Source organism: Streptomyces sp. QH1-20, assembly GCF_041283565.1.
Lineage (GTDB): Bacteria > Actinomycetota > Actinomycetes > Streptomycetales > Streptomycetaceae > Streptomyces > Streptomyces syringius.
Window position 1 is genome coordinate 6,620,172 of the sequence record NZ_CP166299.1, and the last position, 16,673, is coordinate 6,636,844.

General features: G+C 62.8%; 14 protein-coding genes. All 14 read right to left on the reverse strand.

All coding sequences use genetic code 11. The annotated features are described in order from the left end of the window. Positions 1 to 92: 92 nt before the first annotated feature. The 14 genes from AB8O64_RS29745 to AB8O64_RS29810 all read right to left on the reverse strand — a co-directional run bounded on the left by AB8O64_RS29745 (position 93) and on the right by AB8O64_RS29810 (position 16,599). Positions 93 to 365, reverse strand: coding sequence for a hypothetical protein (locus tag AB8O64_RS29745; RefSeq protein WP_370422480.1), 273 nt, complete (start codon positions 363 to 365; stop codon positions 93 to 95). After that, a complete protein-coding gene (locus AB8O64_RS29750) occupies positions 355 to 1,683 on the reverse strand; it encodes a LysM peptidoglycan-binding domain-containing protein (protein WP_370422482.1) in 1,329 nt (442 codons plus the stop codon). Before AB8O64_RS29750 ends, AB8O64_RS29745 begins: the two co-directional genes overlap by 11 nt. Before the next feature lie 81 nt (positions 1,684 to 1,764). Then, positions 1,765 to 2,046 carry a hypothetical protein gene (locus AB8O64_RS29755; protein WP_370422483.1) on the reverse strand — a complete coding sequence of 94 codons (282 nt, stop codon included), beginning with the start codon at positions 2,044 to 2,046 and terminating at the stop codon, positions 1,765 to 1,767. Positions 2,047 to 2,055: 9 nt separating this feature from the next. Then, the gene (locus tag AB8O64_RS29760; protein ID WP_370422485.1) at positions 2,056 to 2,625 is read right to left on the reverse strand and encodes a hypothetical protein; all 570 of its coding nucleotides are present in this window, start codon (positions 2,623 to 2,625) and stop codon (positions 2,056 to 2,058) included. Continuing rightward, positions 2,615 to 3,730 (reverse strand): hypothetical protein, encoded by a 1,116-nt coding sequence (locus tag AB8O64_RS29765; protein WP_370422486.1) that lies wholly within the window; start codon positions 3,728 to 3,730, stop codon positions 2,615 to 2,617. Before AB8O64_RS29765 ends, AB8O64_RS29760 begins: the two co-directional genes overlap by 11 nt. A gap of 65 nt (positions 3,731 to 3,795) precedes the next feature. Further along, positions 3,796 to 4,515, reverse strand: coding sequence for a hypothetical protein (locus AB8O64_RS29770; protein WP_370422488.1), 720 nt, complete (start codon positions 4,513 to 4,515; stop codon positions 3,796 to 3,798). 118 nt (positions 4,516 to 4,633) lie between these two features. Then, complete coding sequence (locus AB8O64_RS29775) at positions 4,634 to 5,416, reverse strand: hypothetical protein (protein WP_370422489.1); 783 nt, start codon at positions 5,414 to 5,416, stop codon at positions 4,634 to 4,636. 12 nt (positions 5,417 to 5,428) lie between these two features. Next, positions 5,429 to 6,523 (reverse strand): hypothetical protein, encoded by a 1,095-nt coding sequence (locus AB8O64_RS29780; protein WP_370422491.1) that lies wholly within the window; start codon positions 6,521 to 6,523, stop codon positions 5,429 to 5,431. Further along, on the reverse strand, positions 6,523 to 8,025 hold the full coding sequence (locus AB8O64_RS29785; protein WP_370422492.1) for a hypothetical protein: 1,503 nt from the start codon (positions 8,023 to 8,025) through the stop codon (positions 6,523 to 6,525). Before AB8O64_RS29785 ends, AB8O64_RS29780 begins: the two co-directional genes overlap by 1 nt. Before the next feature lie 8 nt (positions 8,026 to 8,033). Continuing rightward, positions 8,034 to 9,032 (reverse strand): phage tail family protein, encoded by a 999-nt coding sequence (locus tag AB8O64_RS29790; protein WP_370422494.1) that lies wholly within the window; start codon positions 9,030 to 9,032, stop codon positions 8,034 to 8,036. A 65-nt stretch (positions 9,033 to 9,097) separates the two neighbouring features. Beyond that, on the reverse strand, positions 9,098 to 14,896 hold the full coding sequence (locus AB8O64_RS29795) for a transglycosylase SLT domain-containing protein (protein ID WP_370422495.1): 5,799 nt from the start codon (positions 14,894 to 14,896) through the stop codon (positions 9,098 to 9,100). A gap of 8 nt (positions 14,897 to 14,904) precedes the next feature. Then, positions 14,905 to 15,213, reverse strand: a complete 309-nt coding sequence (locus AB8O64_RS29800; protein WP_370422496.1) for a hypothetical protein — start codon at positions 15,211 to 15,213, stop codon at positions 14,905 to 14,907. A gap of 98 nt (positions 15,214 to 15,311) precedes the next feature. Further along, positions 15,312 to 15,596 carry a hypothetical protein gene (locus AB8O64_RS29805; RefSeq protein ID WP_370422498.1) on the reverse strand — a complete coding sequence of 95 codons (285 nt, stop codon included), beginning with the start codon at positions 15,594 to 15,596 and terminating at the stop codon, positions 15,312 to 15,314. 76 nt (positions 15,597 to 15,672) lie between these two features. Beyond that, positions 15,673 to 16,599: a hypothetical protein gene (locus tag AB8O64_RS29810; protein WP_370422499.1), complete on the reverse strand. Its 927-nt coding sequence runs from the start codon at positions 16,597 to 16,599 to the stop codon at positions 15,673 to 15,675. Positions 16,600 to 16,673: the final 74 nt, after the last annotated feature.

A 16,673-nucleotide genomic window follows, 5' to 3' on the forward strand; every position in this document is an offset into this window, starting at 1 on the left:
GGGGCCCCGCGTGGGGCCCCGGCTCTTTTTTGTACCCATTTTGTACCAACCATTGTCATGCGGTTAGTTCATTCATTCATGGGCGCTCTCATCTATCCCCCCAAGGTCCCACCCTTGGAAGCGTGTTCCATCTCGTACAGGGCGAGACGGAGGTGTGCCGCCGAAGCGGTCTCGTCAGGAGACGGCTCGGAGAGTGCTGTATCAGTCTTCTGGTCCTCGACCCGCTGTGCGACCTCGGCACCGCCCAGCAGGGCCAGCGAGAACGGGATCAGTGCTTCCCATGGGATGTCCGGGAACTGCGCGACCAGCCAGGGAGTCAGCGCAGCCAGGGCGCCGAGCAGGCGCACGACGTGCTTACGGAGCATGAGTAACCTCCGGGGTCGGGATGACGAGCTGGGGGACGACGGGGACCTGGGTGGGCGTCGAGACCTCGGGCTGGACCGGCACGGCCGGCTTCGCGGGCTCGGGCTTCTCGCTCACGTCCGGCTTCGGCTTCTCGACCGGCTTCCGGTCGGGCTTCGGGGTCAGCTTGTCGAGCTTCCCGGAGACCTCATCGAGCTTGCCCTTGACCTCTCGCAGCTCCTTTTCGATGCGGGCCAGACGGTCATCCTGAGAGGGCTTTTGAACCGCAGGCGCAACAGGCTTCGAGACGGGCTTCGAGGGACGAGACTGCTCACGAGGCTTCGACTCCTTCACGGGGGCCGGTGTGGCCGCGTGCTTGCCACCGCGGACCTTCACCTTCTGGCCGGGGTAGATCAGGTGGGGGTTGGCGGCCAGGCCGGGGTTCCAGCTCATGAGCTGGTTCAGGCTCACCCCGAAGCGGTTGGCGATCGAGGAGAGCGAGTCCCCCTTGGAGACCGTGTAAGTGCCCCCGCCGGACTCGGGCGTTGAAGGCTTCGGCTTCTCGACCGGAGGCTTGGGCTTCTCGGTCGGCTTCGGCTTCTCCGGCTTGGCCGGGGGCTTGGGCTTCGCCGGAACGTTGATCTCCTGGTCCGGCTGGACCACGTCCGGGTCCTTGATGCCAGGGTTGGCGGCTAGGAGCGCCGCCAGGGAGACGCCGAGCGCCGCCGCGATGCCGCCGAGGGTCTGCCCCTTCTTGATCCTGTACTTGCTCGTGCTCGTCGAGCCGCCCGAGCTGCTGGTCGAACCCGCCGCCTTCGCCGCGTAGGTGTAGCCGGTCGTCCCCTTCTTCGAGGGGTCCGCGGTGACGATGCCCTCGGCGTACTCCGGAAGGCCGTAGCCGTGCACGTAGGAGTCGCGACGGTGGCGCTGCCGCGCCATGACGCCGTTGCCGTTGGCGTCGTTGGTCAGCGAGGTGTTGCCCTCGTAGGTGTAGATGTACGTCTCGTCGTACGCGTAGCAGATCCCGGTATGCGTGCTGCCGCTCGTGCCGTAAATGACCTGGGCTCCGACGGCGGGGTACTCGCTCCACCTCGACCGCTGCTTGAACCACTGCATCGCGGTCCACACGCTTGCGGTACGCGGGAAGAGACTGGCGACACCGGCCTTCATGGCGACCCAGCTCACCCAAGTCGCACACCACGGCTGAAAGTTCGACCACCCCAGGCCGGGAACCTGGCCCGAGTACTTCTGATGGCCGCTCGGTCGCTCGCCCGGAGCGCGCTCCGCCTTGTAGCCGACCTCTCCCTTGGCTATGGAAAGGACCTTGGAAACCTGACTCATTGTTGCCCCCTTTCGGGCATGACAAAGGGGCCGCCCGCTTGGACGGCCCCTGCGTGAACTAACCTCTATCGGCTAGTTAGTTCATTCACGATGACGAAGCAGCAACAGCCGCTCAGGGTCGATAGTGGTGAGGATCTGAACAAGGCGCTTGTTCTCCTCCTCGATCCGCTGCAACCGGTCCTTAATCTCGGTCAGATCGTCCTGAAGTCGGTCACCACGCGCCTTCTGCGCTTCGGCCTCAGACTTCCAAACCTCGGCGGTCTTGGCTTCCTTCGCGGCCCGCACAACAACAAAGCCACCAACGATGGTGGCTGCAATGCCTACGAGCCCGAAGATGTCGAGTATCAGAGTCGTGTTATTCATAGGCGGCCCTCACAACTGCCCGGCGTCCGGGTAGAGCAGTACCGCGGACAGGTACGAAAGGGATGTTGCCGGGTTACTGGTATCAGCCTTCCGCCAAACTCCTCCGACGCCCTGAACGGAAGCCCAGATGCTGTAACCCTTCTTGAGGAACATCAGGCCCGAGGCCGAAGTGCTGTGATATCCCTTATTAATCTTCGACCCCACCATGCCCTTGATGTATTTCACGTCCCCGTTGTGGCCGTCGATACCGTTGTACGTCCAGCCGGATATCAAGCTCAGGCCGGCTGTGTTGTATCCGGTCATGGTGGAAGGGGTGTGCATTGTGGCCGTGCAGGCAACCCAATAGATGCCATCGGCCGGGACTATGAAATCCACCATGTCCTTGGTGGTGAAGCCGCCGGCCGTGTCCAACGCGTCCCACTTCAGAAGCGTCTCGTTGGTTACGTTGGTGATCGTGGAGATCCCGGTAGCCCGCATGTAGGGCGGGTCCACCAGTGTCTTGTAGTTGGCGGACGCGCTATTCAATTCGGCAGCGGATATCTTCTGGCGAGGTTCCCACTGCGGATAGCTAAGTGCCATAGGTCCCCCGTCCCAGGTGAGTAAATGCCATCGTCCACCAGCGCCCGTCAGAGCGGCCGGACTCCCACTTGCTAGTGGAGGTGTATCCGAAGAATCGGATATTCACCCTGTCACCCTTGGAGAAGCGCGCGACATCGCTAATGAGTAGCCCCGACTCGTGGGCCTTTCGGGCGTTCCCGCTCTGCAACAGAATGTACGGCTGATCGTTGAGGTTCCTGTAAATCCCGATCTGGAAGGCGAACTGTGCGTTCTCGGCAGGCGGCGTCATCATCTTGGCGTTGCCGATCACGGACACCAGATAGATGCCGTCATGCGGAATCGTGAAGCCGGTGTTGGAACCCCACCCAGAGCCGATGGCGATCTTATCGAACTGATCGTTGGCGTACATGTACTGCCACGAGATCGCGTTCTTGTCGGGCGGGTTTCCCTGCATGTTGAACGACGTGTTGCGGCAAGTGATCCGGGGCGGATTCACCTTCGCCCTGAGCTGCCCGACAGTCCGTTCATTCATCGTCTGTACGGAGACGTACTCGCCGTCCGTCCACTTGGACAGGTCGGCGGCCGGCCCCGGAGACCGTTCGAGCCAGCCTCCCGTGTTCGGGGAGATCATGAAGGCGTAGAAGCCGGTGTCCACGTCCCCGTCAGCAACACACCAATCCCCGCTCGCACCGCTATCGAGATAGATGGTCGGCTGAATCCGCTGGCCCTTGGTGAAGAACTCTGTGACGCTCACCTGAACTGTCTGGTACCAGCCAGAGCGAACGTACTGCTGTGTGACTGCGGCGATGTTCCCGTTGACTCCGTTCCCAGTCAGGGTGATGTAGGCGTTCACGTTGTCGCCGATATCACGGGCGCTCTTGCCCCACACGCTTGCCTGAAAATGAACGTGGTAGATGCCGTCCTCGGGAATGACGAAGCTCTTGTAATTCGAGCTGGAGAACCCTGAGAGGCGAGCCCGGTCGGCATCAAACTGAACCTCCAGGGTCGAACCCGGAGTAAGGCGCTGCCCCGCCCGCCCGCCTGCCATATTCGCAGTCACCCCGCGGCACGACAGGTACGGCATCTTCGCGAAGTACTTCTGCGGCCCCGACACCCGCTCCTCCATGAGCGCGGGTGTAGGGATCTCGCGCACGGACCAATCAGTCAGAGTCGGCTTAGGCATATGTCACCTCACTGGAGATAGGTAGTGGTGCCGAGAACAGAAGCCGCAGGGTCGCCGAGAATCCAGACCGGCTTACCGTCGTCTGCGCCAGGAATCTTGATCGTGATAACCGCGGCTGCGGGAACAGTCGTATCGAAAAGAACCTTGCCGAAGGCTTCAGAACCCGACCCGGGGGTGTCGCCGGCATGGAAGAGAATCTGATGTTCTCCGAAAGCTCCGTCGATCTTCTTGCGGGAGATCACGCCCTCGGGGAACCTGATGTTCGTTAGGTTCTTGGCCTCGGTCAGCACGACGAAAAGCGACGTATTGCCCGCAGGAGAGTTCAGAGGGACCTCGTAGGTGTCCTTGTACTCCCTGATCTCGTGGAAGGGAGTGATGGGGATGTGCAAGGCGTCCGCGCTTCGGTAGACGTAGTTCGCCACCGTAGAATCACCGCCGCCTGGAATCCTCCACCTGACTGAATCTCCGTTGCGAAGACCCCATTCCCCGTCGTACCTCCACATGACACAGGAAACCCAGGAGCCCGAGGCGAGTTGTTTGGCGGCCGTGAGATTACCGGCAGGGTTCAGTAGCTCCGGCATAGCGCTACGGGCCGCGCAGATGGACACGACAAAATCCCCGAGCCGGGTATCGTCTGGAAGTTTGTACGTGCGGTACTCCGCGGCCAGGGCTCCGCCATTGCCGGTTGCGTAGGTCGGATACATCACCGGGTCGGGGTACTTGGTCATCCATTCCGCGCCGTCCCAGACGCGGAATCGGGGCTTGGCGGTCCACTGCTTTCCGTCCCACATCTTCTTCGGCAATTCAGCCCATCGCGACCCATTCCACAGGACGACCTTGTTGTAACTAGCTGCCATACTGAACCCAAATGTCGCCGGGCTTGAGAACAACTCCCTGAGAGGCGGGATCGACGGTCCCCGAGAAGACTCGGGCCGATCCGATGTTTCCGGCGAGGACCGATCCAGAAACGGTCACGTCTCCGCCGACGGTTACCTTGCCCGCGGACTCGATGTCGCCGTTCTTGAACATGCGAATGTTGGTGGCCCCGCCATCGCTCACGCTCACGGCGGGCGTGGAAGCGGACACCGGGTCAGCAGTGATGGCCAGAGGAGTACTGTCCGCGAAAGGCCGCAGGTTCAGCGCACCAGAGGACTTGAGCTGAGTGCCGGTCCCGCCGTCGCGGCTCATGCGGATCACGTCGTTGGTGCCCACCGGAGCGTCCACAGCAAGCAGGACCTCGGTCGAGGTCTGCATGTCGGAACGGCCCCGCTTGGCGACGTAGTCCTTCACGGCCTCGGCGGTGTACGCCTTGGCTCCGTGGGGGTCGGGGTCTGCGAGGTGGACCGCCAGGCGCTTGCCGACATCGTTCGGAGTCAGCATCACGCGACCCGAGTTGAAGTCCACCCAAAGCTGCTCGACGCCATCAGGTCCCTGGAAGGGCGGGATCATGCCTCGCTCATCGGTGAGGAGGCCATCCTTCAGCGGGTTGCCCGAGGCGTCGAGGAGATCGGTCACCAGGTCCGGTGACTCCTCCGAGGCGTACACCCGGCCCTTGAGGTTGGGGAGCCGGCCGCCGGATTCATTCTCGGCTGAGTCCGCGGCCGTGCCGCCAAAGTAGTTGCGCGCCATTGTGCCTCCCAGTTACTTGAGACCCTGCGTCTCGTAGACGCCAGAGAAGAGGATGTAAGACTTGCGGGGGAAGACGCGCATGTAGTCAAGGCCCTCATGAAGGTACTTCGGGTTCTGGTGCAGCATCCGCACGTAATCGCCCTTGTGGCCACCCCAGGCATATCCGCGGAGGTCCACAAAGTTCGGAAGGCCAGCGTCGTATCCACCATTCGTCAGAAGGCCAGAGAAGACCTGACCGGTGGTGCCGTTCAGCTTGGCGTCCTCCGGCAGCGTGAACGACATGCAGTTGTCCTTCGCGTCATTCCAGTAGTCGTTGTTGGTTGGGTTGTTGATGTCGATGGAGAACCAGACCAAGTTCGGGGCGATGCGGCGGTAACGGCCGCGAGCCACCAGGCCCGGAGGGTTCGTCACGCGGGTGTAGAGAATCCGCGGTGTGTAGGTCTTAGTCGCCCCGAGGTCTCGGGTGATGGTGAAGCCATCAGCGCCGTTGAACGCCTCATACTGGCCACCAGGACTCAAGCAGCGGAGGAAGGTGCCCTCCGGCTGGTGGTAGGCCACCGACTGAGCGGGCGCCACCGAGGCCACGTCGTCTGGGGTCGCGTAGGGGTGGACCGCGTCCGGTACCGGCCGACCGCTGTTCTTGGGGACGGTGATGACGTACAGCGGTAGCTCCCACATACCACCCGGCTGCCTGGCAGGCTTCGGGATCTGCGGGTTCGAGGTCTCTACACCACGCGAAACCCCCAGCTTGGCGTATCCCTTGGCGAGGTCCGCCCGGATCACAAGCAGGTCCTTGCGGTCGTACCGGGTGTTCAGGTTGGTGTCGACCCGGACGCTCGTGGGTGCGTCGAGCTTGTAGTAGAAGCCGCCGACGTAGGCTTCGCCCTTTCCGACCGTGATCGTGTTTACGTCGGTCACGCGGGCGTGGAAAGGCATGGTCTCCGTGACCATGTTGCCCTTGGTGATCACGTGGTTGATTCGGTCGCCAGACCACATGGTTGCCATGTTTTGCCAGTCGTTCTGAGTGACCGCAGTACGACCACCACCGTCTTCCGGCTTGGAAGATATGTCGGTGTCCTTCTCGAACGGGAAACTGATCTCAGCCATTACATCCTCGCTTCCAACTTCCGCAGCTTCTCCCGCATTTCGAAGACCTGCTTGTAGAGGTTCAGTGGCTCGCCAGTTCCCTGGTCGCCAACCTTGGGGGTGACCGTGTTGACTCGGCCTCCGTCATCGACGGTGATGGTGACTTCCTTTACGGCATCCGTGATTGTCTGGCTATCGGCTTCCACGCTCACGATGTCGCCTATGTAGTAGTCGCGCCCGAACTGGCACTGAGGGGTGTCGATCGGATACACCTGAAAGTGACCCGTCCGCTCGCCCTCCTTGAGCGCCGCCTTCGCGGCGTCTTGAACGGCCTTCAGGTAGTGCTCTACGACCACCGGCTTAGCCGCCACGATCGCCTGCTTCACCGCGGACTGGGCTGAGACGAGCGCTGCCCTCGCGCTCGCGAGTTGGGCTTCGGCGGCCTTCTTCTCAGCGTCCGTCTTGGCCTCGGCGACAGCCTTCTCCGCTGCGGAGACCTGGGCCTCGACCGCGGAGAGGGCGGCCTTCCTTGCGGCGAGTTCGGTCGTCCACTCCTTACCCTCCGGGTTGAGGCCGATGTCCTCGAAGCCAGAGGAGGAGTCGGACTTGGTGACCAGCTCGGGCTTGCCCTTCACGGTCTTCAGGGGGATGTCACGGCGGTCTATGAACTGCTCGACCACCACACCCCACTGCTTCTCGCCGGCCTCGTCGGTGGCCTGGTAGATGTAGCGGTCCTTGCCTTCGCCCTGGCAGGCCACGATGGCTCGTGTCACGGTCGGCGCCTTGAGCTGCCATGTGTACTGCTTGATGTTGCCCAGTTCGGGCGCGAAGCGGACTGTCTTGCCGAGGTCTTCGCAGGCGTAGACCTTCAGCTCGACCTTCTGAGACGAAGGGTTGTAGAGGAACCGGAAGCCGACCTTCTTCTCCTTGAGCCATTCCGTGAACTTGGTGCCCAAGTTGTCGTACCGAAGGGTGTCCGTGATGTCGGGGCCGATCTTCGGGTTGGCGCCCACGACGACGCCCAGCATCTTCCTGTCGGGAAGGGCCCGCGAACCGAAGGCCAGATCACATTCGACCCAGAGGGCCTGGCCGACAGGCCCCCCGGCCGGCCTGCGGTCGATCCCCTGCCACTGGTCCGAGATCGGGCGGAGCTGCATGGCGTCTGTGCCCTCGCCGGCCACGCTCGGCAGCGCCAGGTAGTTGAACGGGATCTGGTTGTCACACTTCCCGCCCACGTACACCGACCCCTCGCCCGTGTGCTGCTCGACCGTCCAGTACTTCTCGAAGGCGTCGATGGGGCCGCTGAATATGGGGGAGGGGACGCCATCTTGATAGATGACGATTCCCCGGCCTTCCTTCAGAAGACGCTCGTGCGGGGTACCGACCTTCACGAGCATCTGCCAGGCCCCCGGTTGGTTGAACCGCATCGTGAAGTCGAGCTTGATCCAGGTATCAATCTCTCCCAGGATCGGCATAGTTCCGTCCTGTCCGGGGCGGTCCCGAACGAAAACCCTGTAACCCATGTCGGCTCCTAATAGGTCTCGTATCGCGGGGACAGCTTCAGGCGGAGGACCGCAGAAGAAGCCCCCGGATTCATCTGCACGTTGACCTTGGATTCACCGGCCGGAATGTGGAACAGAGAGGGGTTCACGTCCAGCTTGGGCCAGAAGTTCTCGCCGTTGTCCTTGCGGATCGTCTTGTATCCGGGACGCGTGTCAATGGTCAGGGTCTCGCCGGAAGCTATGAGGTCCGCGGAGGGGTTCTCCGGAGTGATGCCGACCTTCTGCTTGGCCTGGTTGGAGATCGTGAAGGACCGCACTGGGCCCTCGATCTCCCAGATGGGCCAAGCCTCGATATCGCCGGGGTTGAAGACGGGAACCCCTCGGGAAGAGATGGTTCCCTTGCTGACATCGAGAGGGAGGAATGGGCTGCCGGCCCCCTTGAGGAAGACCTTACCGACGCCGGTCTTCCACTCAGCCATTACATCTCGGTCTCCGTAAAACCACGGGTCGAAAGCTACGAGCTGGATGCCGTAGCGGCACCAGGTGAACCCCGCATTGTCAACGCCCTCGTTCCCTTCCATCCCGCCCTTGTAGTAGGCGGTGATGTACCGAGAGGTGCCGTCCCCTTCGGTGAACCGGAGCAGGCAGTAGCCGTTCTTCGGGTTCAGGGCGCGGGAGAGCTTTCGCTTCAGCTTGAGGAGGGTGCGGCGGTCAACGCCGTACAGGTACAGCGGGAGCATGATGGGGCGCTCGCTCGCACTCGTGGAGCGGAACCACCCGCCGTCGAGGTTGGGGCTGGTGTCCGAGAAGACTTCCATCGGGGGCATGTCCAGGCCCGAGGCGCCGTCCTGGAGGAAGATTGCGGGCCAGGCCCGGCCCGAGAAGTCGGTGAGGGGGATCTCTTCCCCGTGGCCGTTGCCTCCCGTGATCGTGACCCGCGTATGCCCCCAGTGGTCCGGGGTAGGCGGAATCCCGACGATTGGGGAATTGTCTTCCCAACTGGGCAACCTATATCCCGGAACAGGCATAGAACACCTCGTCTTTCAGGCAGCAGAAAGGCCCCGGCCACTGGCCGGGGCCTCGCTGCTACCGCTTACATGCCGTACATGGTCTCCACGTACTTGAGGCCGCGAATCACCGCCTGAGTGGTGTCTTCGCTCTTGGCCTCATGGATGTGGATCTCGTAACGGGAACCAAGAAGGTCTCGGGTTTCCCCGTTGTTGTAGACCCGCTCACCGCCACGGAAATTGATCAACTCCGGCCCCTTCTCGCCCACGAGGGCAAGACCAGGAGACGCGTAGTTCGTTCCGGTCCAATAGCCCTTCGGCGGCTTGCTGGAATCGGCCTGCTGGACATTCGAGATGTCCTTGTAGCGGGACTTGATATAGTTGATCGCGGCAGCAATGTTCGCAACCGGGTCAAAGATGTCCCACGACGTACCCGACTGGTGAAACGCCTTGAACGTCGAAGGAACCACCTGCATCAACCCGCGAGAAGCGTTGCCGGCCTTCGCGTTCGAATCCCAGTCGTTTACGGCCCTCGCGTTGCCTCCGGACTCGCGACGAATGATCGTCGCGATGCCATCAGCCCACTTCGAACCGCTCACTCCCGTGAGGCTCATGGCCTTCGCGATGGCCTGAGCGATATCGCTATCGACTCCGCCACCGAGCGTTCCCGAGAACTTCGGAATGCTGCCCGGCCAAGCCTTCAGAATGGGACCGTCAGTCGAGCTGTTCCCACCGGTCGGCCGAAGGGCCGCCGTGGCGTTTCGCCAGTAACCGCGGCTGTGCTTCAGCGAGTTGGACTCGTTACCGCCAACGGTGTCGTCGGCACCGGTCTTGATGTTGATGTGACCGTTGCCCCGGTACGTCAGCAGGTCGCCGGGCTGTGACTCGGAGACCGGGACGTGACGCATGGCCGCGTTCCAGGTCGCGACGGCCGGCCAGCGATTCTGCGGTGTGCCCTTCGGGGAATTCCCGTACGACGCGTTCGCCCCCGCCTTGTCTACGACGTACGAGACGAAGTCCGCGCACCAGGATTCCCCGTTGCCGAGGTTGTACTTAGCGCCGCCCACCATCGGGGCCTCGGTGCGGAACTCGTCCAGGGCGACCTTGACGACCTGGCCGCCGCCGGAGGTGTGGTCGTCAACCCACCTGGTCCACTTCTCGGCCCACGGCTGGCCCTTCTCGAACCCCCGCTTGTTCAGGTCACCCGAGACTCCGAAGGAGGGGGACACCATGTCGAGCATCGGCTTGACGACGGCCTTCCAGCCCGCCTTGAAAGCGGCTGTGTAGCCTTCGTAGTCGTCGTCCTTGTGCTTGGTGACCCAGTCGCCGCCGGTCTGCCCGGACCAGTTCTTCTGGCCGACGACGCCGCCGTTGGCGTAGACGTTGCCGCCCTTACGCGCCCGGTCATTCCAGCGCAGGATCGTTTCTGCACCGAGCGCGCGAACAACCTCTGGACGAAGAATGCCCTCGCCCTTGGAGAGCATCGCCGGGACCGTATCGACGCCAGGCTGATAGCCCGGCACGATGCCACCCGTTGCGAAATGCACCGGAGACAGAGGAACCCCTGTACCGGCGAGCTTCGCCATGGCGGACATCATCGAGACCGCACCGCGGTTGTACGGACCGCTCACCGTGCTCCTGGTGGACGAGTCCACGTAGGACATGGCAGAGCGCCAGACATCCCGAATTCGGCCCGAGGCCGACTCGAAGAACTGCTTGGTGTCATCGAGGTTCGACCGCAGGCGAGACAGGGAGCTGGACGCGTGGGAGACCGACGAACCGACGTCGGACTGAACGTCCGACCACACAGTGCGGTTAGTGCTCTGCAGAGCCCGCTCGGCCTGAGTCAGCGGGCCCTGCATGTGCTGAATCCAGCGCTGCTGAGCAGGCTTGATCCCGCTGTCCACGGCCGCGCGGACCTTGGCCGCTACCTGGTCCCAGTCAGCTGTAGCCGACGCGCGGTGGGCCTGCACGGCCTTGCTCAGGGAGTCGAGCGCGGCCCGGATCTTCGCTGCCGCCTCCTCGTACGCTTCCGCATCCGGCACGAGAGTGTCACAACTCAACTTGGGGCCCGCAGAAAGGGAGCCCTTCTTCGCGCCAGAGTTGAGCTGTCGGATCATCGAGTGCCCGAGGAACCGGGCTGCCTCCGGGCGGAGGACCGCTTCACCGGGCGAGAGCATCGCCTGAACGCGATCATGGCCCGGCGAGTAGCCAGGGACGATCCCGCCGTCCGCGAACTGGAAAAGGCCCTTGGTGTTGGGCATCAAGTCCCGCACGCGCCCTATGAAGTTGTCGAAGACTTCCTCGGCGTACTCGGAGGGATTCGACCAGATCTCCTGGAGCAGGCGAACCATTTCCCGGACCTGATCGACCATGCCCTGGAACATTTCCTTCACCGACGACAGGGCGCCGTCGAGGAAGCCGGCCGGATCAGAGATCGCGTCCTTCAGTGCGCCGAGAATTTCGGCGCCAGAGTCCCAGAGGTTCGATACGAGATCCTTCAGGATTTTGGGTATCGACTTCACTAGGTCGGTCGTGAAGTTGGCTCCGCGTTGGAGCACATTCCCTTCGCCCTTCCAGATATCGGACCAAAAGAGCTGGCCAGCAGTCGGGGCGATACCGCCTGCGGCGATGCCGATGAGGTTCCCGATACCGGTCGGAGCCTTCGTCAGGAACGACGGAACGCGCTCAAGGATGAAGTCCTTCATTTTGCCGAAGCGGCTGTTGACCAGACGGCCGGCCCCGTCGCCACCAGCTTGAGCACCCCAACGACGCACAGCGGAACCGGTCTTACCGCCGATGGAATCACCGGCACCAGCCATGCCGATACCAGCCGTGAACGACCCGACCCCGGGACCAATGTTCACGATGTCGGTCAGCTCCTCCAGGATGGAGAGAGGCCATGTACCGGACTTAGATGACCCCTTGCCGGCCTTTCCCTTCGCATGGCGGGATATCCGGCCTCGGGCCGCAGCAGCGTTCCAACCGTTGATGGTGTCGGAGCCGAGAGCGTTGGCGACCTCGGGGCGAAGAATCGCCTCACCCGGAGAGAGGAGGGCGTGGTAGTTGTCCACGCCCGGCGCGTAGCCGGGGATGACGCCGCCGAGGTGGTGCTTGTTGGGCTTGCGATGCTTGCCGTTACCTGCACCGCCGAACCCGGTCAGCTCGTTGACCGCAGTCAGCTTCCCGCCGAGACCACCAGCCTTGCCTTCGGCCTGGTCGAGGGCGTCACGCAGCGTACGAACCTTGCTCGTGATTGAGCCCAATCCGCGGCCGTTGACGTCCTTGATCTTGCCGTTCAGGTCCTTCGCCTGGGCGTAGGAGCCCTTGATCGCAGGAGTCAGGGAGCCGGAGAACCGCTCCTTTACCTGACCAAGGCGCCGGTCGTTGAGTTCACCGACCTCGTTCGATACAGCGTGAACGCCGCGCTTCGCGGTGTCGGCCTTGTCCTTGAGGTACTGAACCTGCTGACGGACCATGCCCAGCTTGCCGTCGTTGAGGCTGCTCACCGCCTGGAGCACCTGCTTGATGTGCGCCTCGGCGGTCTCCGCCTTGTCCTTGAGCGCAAGGAGACGTGCACCCAGCTCGGCTACCTGCGCCTGGTTCAGCTCACCAACCGAATGGCGGGCCTGATCGATCTCGCGGTCAGCGCTGCTGGCCCGGCCGCGAACCGAAGTACCGCCCTCTCCACCCAGCTCCGAGGCGACCTGCGTCAGGCGCTCCTGGTTCAGAAGGCGGATGCGGTTCTGAATCTCCTGGATCTTCTGATCCACCTGACGAAGCGCGGCCTCGGCCTCGCTGGTCTGAACGTTGAGCTGCGTCGAGCGGCTGTCCTGTCCGCGAACCCGGTCCAGGCCCCGTCGAGCCAGAGAGCGGTCATCACCGTCGTGGTAGTCGGCGCGACGCTGCCGGTAGGTCTCACGGAAGTTGCCCCGGCCGGCCTGTACGCCGGAAAGGAACTGGTTGGTCGTCCGGAAGGCGCCGCGGGCACCCCTTGCGATGCCGCCACCGATCTTCACCAGCGGCGAGAACGACTTGGCGACCTTGCCGAAGGTCTTCGTCAGCAGCCCGGCCGCCAGGGCGAGCGGCCCGAGTACCACGGCGAGCTTCACGACCTTGGCCACGAGGTCCTTGACGGCCGGGTGATCGTCGAGGAACCCCTGAACCTTCTCGAATCCGGTGATCAGCAGATGGATCGCGCGAACGAGGTTCCCCGTGAGGCCGCCAGCTAGCTCCTGGAAGTCACGGTCATTCAGCAGGTCTTTGAGCCGATCAGCCAGCTTGTGAACATTCTCGCCGAGAGGCGTGTAATCGAACTTGCCCGTCTCCTTGTCGAAGCCGCCGAACAGTTTGCCCAGGTTCAACTGGGCCTGTTCCTTGACGGACTCGAAGTGGCCTCCGATGGACCCCTGACCGAAGGTTGCTGCCGCCCCCTTGACTCCGTGAGCGGTCTGGTAGGACTTGATGAACTTGTCGAAGAAGTCCTTCGAGTCCACGCCCCCCTTGGGGTCCTGTACGTCCTTGAGGAAGTCTGGTCCGCCCTTGTATCCGGCAATCTTTCCGATCTCGTTCATCGGAATACCGGTGCCGCGAACGAACTGACGAAGGTACCGAGTGGAGAGCTTCCCCTGGTCCATCATCATGTCGGCAGCCAACATGCCGCCCTTGACCCTCTCCGGGTTTGTTACGCCGAAGGATGCCGCATAGTCCGCAATGCCCTTGATCAGAAGCTCGGACTTCTGGAGAGACTTCGAAGTCGAGTTTCCGTACGACTCAAAGTTACGGGCCACCTGCGAGAACTTGTCCGTCATATCCTCAAGAGAGAACGGGGTCTTGACGGCGAACTCCTGGATGGACTGAATGCCCTTGGCGACTTCCTTTTGGTTGAAGCCGGCCCGATTCAGACCTTCTGAGGAGTAGAACTGCATATCGGCGGAGGTAGCGCCGATCTTGGTCATGATTCCCGCAGCCGCAGCCAGAGGCATCACAAGGTTCTGATTGATCGAACGACCGACCTGTTCAAGGTTCTGACCGTACGTCTCCGTGGCCTGCCCGAGGTTCTTCCACTGGTCGCCGACCGACCGCGTTGCGGTTCGGTGATCCCGGTTCCACGTGGCAATCTGACGGCGGTTGGCGGCGATCGTGGCTGCGAACTCTGAGCGCTGCTGCTGGAGACCACGAAGCTCATCCCGAAGGAAGCCCTGACGGGTCAGGTGGGCGGCGCGCTCCTCGGCCAGGTGCCGACGCCTGGCAGCGGCTAGCTCCTGTTCCGCGGCCTTCTGCTCAGCCGCAGCCCGACGAGCGTCCGCAGCCACCTGCTGTTTGACCTGACGCACCTCGGCGGCCAGGGCGCGTTCCTCGGTCTTCTCGGCCTGGACGCGACGGCGCGTCTCCGCCAGGCCCTCACGCTGGAGCCGTGCCTTCTCCTGCTCCTGCTGACGAGTCTCCCGAAGGGTCTCCTGAGTCGCCTGACGGTTCGCTCGAACCGTGTCGTTGATGGCCTTCCTCGTCGCCCTGGAGGTGCCTTCCTCAAGCTGCTCCCGCTGCTTGGCCAGGTTCCGGTAGGTACGGAACTGGCGGCCGGCCTCCTCGCCGTGAAAGCGAGTCAGGCTGCGCTCGATCTGGCGGAGCTTGTTGGAGGTGTCTACGGCCTCCTTCTCCGTGGCCTTCCCGGCCTGCTTGGCGGCCCTGCTGGCCTGCGAAGCGATACCGGCGAGGCCGCGTCCCGCAGCTGCTGAGAACGAACGGGCGGCCTGCGTGCCCATCCGTTCCATCTGCCGAGTCAGCTCCTGGCGCATCTTCGCCAGACCTGTCTTAGACAGCTCCGGGAAGATTTCGAGATAGCCGGACCCGACCTTTACAGGCGCCCTTCCTCGTGTAGCCATACAGCCTCCTAGAGATTGCCGAAGTGGGTGAAGAAGTCAGCCACCTCTTCGCCGGAGGCGAGGGCGAGTTGGGGTTTCGGCTCCTCAGCAACCTGACCCGGCCGGGGAAGTGGCTTCGGAGGTTCAAGGCCGTCATCCTCAGCGGAGTTGGCCTTGATGAAGAGATAGTTCGACAGCTCCAAGCCGTCGCTGATTCGGGCAAGAATGTGGTTGGTCTCAGTCCAAGAGGTCGCCTCGTCCAGGTCGAGGAGAAGGAGGGATTCGCCCGGCTTCTTGAAGAGACCCTGAATGAGGACGTGCAGGCGCCTCAAAGACATCCGCCCGCACCACAGGTCCAGCAGGTCAACCCCGAAGTGGGACAGGAGATCTGCCTCAAGCGGGTCGCTGTGGTCCTGGAGGATGCGGGCGGTCTGGATCAGTTTCCCGACTCACCGAATCCGGCAGCTTCGCTGACCAGGTCCAGGAACTCATTGAACTCACCGATCGTGCACCGGAGCCCCTTGTACGTGACCCACTGCTCCTTGCCGACGATCGCGCGGGCAATGGCCCGCTCACCGCCGCCCTCCTCGATCACGTCGAGCACATCGTCAGAGAGATCCATCGGGGCCGGGATCACGAACGTCACGCCCTTGAACTCGAACTCGGTGGCCTTGGCCTTCGCCTCAGCGGCCTTAGCGGTGGTGGTCTTAGCAGCAGCCATGGGGGACTCCAGAAACTTTGGGGTGGGGTAGATGAGAGGGGCGGGGATTTGTCCCTCCCCGCCACGGGGATGGGGGTTACTTCGAGAGGGAGGACGGAGCCTTGGCCTTAACGGAAAGGCCGTCCTTCGCGGTGACCGGCTCCTGCTTACCCGCCTGGACCTTCACCTCGTAGGTGCTGTCGATCGGGGCGTCAGCAGCAACAGTCACAGGGATCTGCACCTTGCCGAGTGCGTCAGCCTGGCGGGCCGCGGCACCGAACTTGTCGCCGTTCGGGCTGACCGTGACAGTGACGGTGTCGCCCTCCTTGAAGCCAACGCCCACTACATCGAAGTGGCCGCCCTGCTCGACCTCGGCCGGCTGAAGAGTGACCTCGGTCCGGATGACCGGCGCGTCATCCTTCACCTTGTCGTCCGTGAGGACGTAACCAAGGGAGCCGGAGTGGTCAAGGGCGTCGATGGTCAGTTCGAACTTGCCATTTTCGGCACGCTGAAGCTGGATAGCGCCACGGTCCGAAATCATCGCGCGGCCGATGACGCAGCGGTACCGAACCGGCTTGCTGTCAACGGTCTGAGACCAGTCCACGACGATGGCGATTTCACTGAGTTCGGGCGTGGACTTGAGGTCCAGGCGCCACGTGCCGGGGATCGGCGTGACGCCGTCCTCCGCGGTGGCCGGCACCCACTTGGCACCGAAGAAGAGCTGAGTGGTCAACTCATTCGTTTCCATGAGGGTGGCCTTGATCTGGAACGAAGCGCTCTTCACGTTGTAGAGCACTGGGACCGCGCTCTGCCAAACGTTCACGGGGTCGGTCTCAATAGACGGGGTGATCGTGACCCCGCCTTCATCCACGTACCCGAGGGCCTTGAACTCGCTGTTCGACGCCATCGGTGTGCAGTCGCGGGGAAGCGTGGAGACCTTGTCCGCGTCAGCCACGTAGATCTCGCCCTGCGGGGCGAAGCGGATCTTCTTAGCGTTACCGGAGTTGCCGGTCGGATCAGCCATAGGGGCCTCCTGAATCTGAGCATGAAAAAAGCCCCCGTGGCAGGGGGCTGAAGCCGAGACAAGCTCACATCTCA

Excerpts from the sequence above, each read along its gene's own strand:
- AB8O64_RS29800 (WP_370422496.1), bottom strand. The coding sequence starts at position 15,213 with ATGTCTTTGAGGCGCCTGCACGTCCTCATTCAGGGTCTCTTCAAGAAG.
- AB8O64_RS29750 (WP_370422482.1), bottom strand. The coding sequence starts at position 1,683 with ATGAGTCAGGTTTCCAAGGTCCTTTCCATAGCCAAGGGAGAGGTCGGC.
- AB8O64_RS29775 (WP_370422489.1), bottom strand. The coding sequence starts at position 5,416 with ATGGCGCGCAACTACTTTGGCGGCACGGCCGCGGACTCAGCCGAGAAT.
- AB8O64_RS29755 (WP_370422483.1), bottom strand. The coding sequence starts at position 2,046 with ATGAATAACACGACTCTGATACTCGACATCTTCGGGCTCGTAGGCATT.
- AB8O64_RS29795 (WP_370422495.1), bottom strand. The coding sequence starts at position 14,896 with ATGGCTACACGAGGAAGGGCGCCTGTAAAGGTCGGGTCCGGCTATCTC.
- AB8O64_RS29745 (WP_370422480.1), bottom strand. The coding sequence starts at position 365 with ATGCTCCGTAAGCACGTCGTGCGCCTGCTCGGCGCCCTGGCTGCGCTG.
- AB8O64_RS29805 (WP_370422498.1), bottom strand. The coding sequence starts at position 15,596 with ATGGCTGCTGCTAAGACCACCACCGCTAAGGCCGCTGAGGCGAAGGCC.
- AB8O64_RS29760 (WP_370422485.1), bottom strand. The coding sequence starts at position 2,625 with ATGGCACTTAGCTATCCGCAGTGGGAACCTCGCCAGAAGATATCCGCT.
- AB8O64_RS29770 (WP_370422488.1), bottom strand. The coding sequence starts at position 4,515 with ATGACCAAGTACCCCGACCCGGTGATGTATCCGACCTACGCAACCGGC.
- AB8O64_RS29780 (WP_370422491.1), bottom strand. The coding sequence starts at position 6,523 with ATGGCTGAGATCAGTTTCCCGTTCGAGAAGGACACCGACATATCTTCC.
- AB8O64_RS29810 (WP_370422499.1), bottom strand. The coding sequence starts at position 16,599 with ATGGCTGATCCGACCGGCAACTCCGGTAACGCTAAGAAGATCCGCTTC.
- AB8O64_RS29790 (WP_370422494.1), bottom strand. The coding sequence starts at position 9,032 with ATGCCTGTTCCGGGATATAGGTTGCCCAGTTGGGAAGACAATTCCCCA.
- AB8O64_RS29765 (WP_370422486.1), bottom strand. The coding sequence starts at position 3,730 with ATGGAGGAGCGGGTGTCGGGGCCGCAGAAGTACTTCGCGAAGATGCCG.
- AB8O64_RS29785 (WP_370422492.1), bottom strand. The coding sequence starts at position 8,025 with ATGGGTTACAGGGTTTTCGTTCGGGACCGCCCCGGACAGGACGGAACT.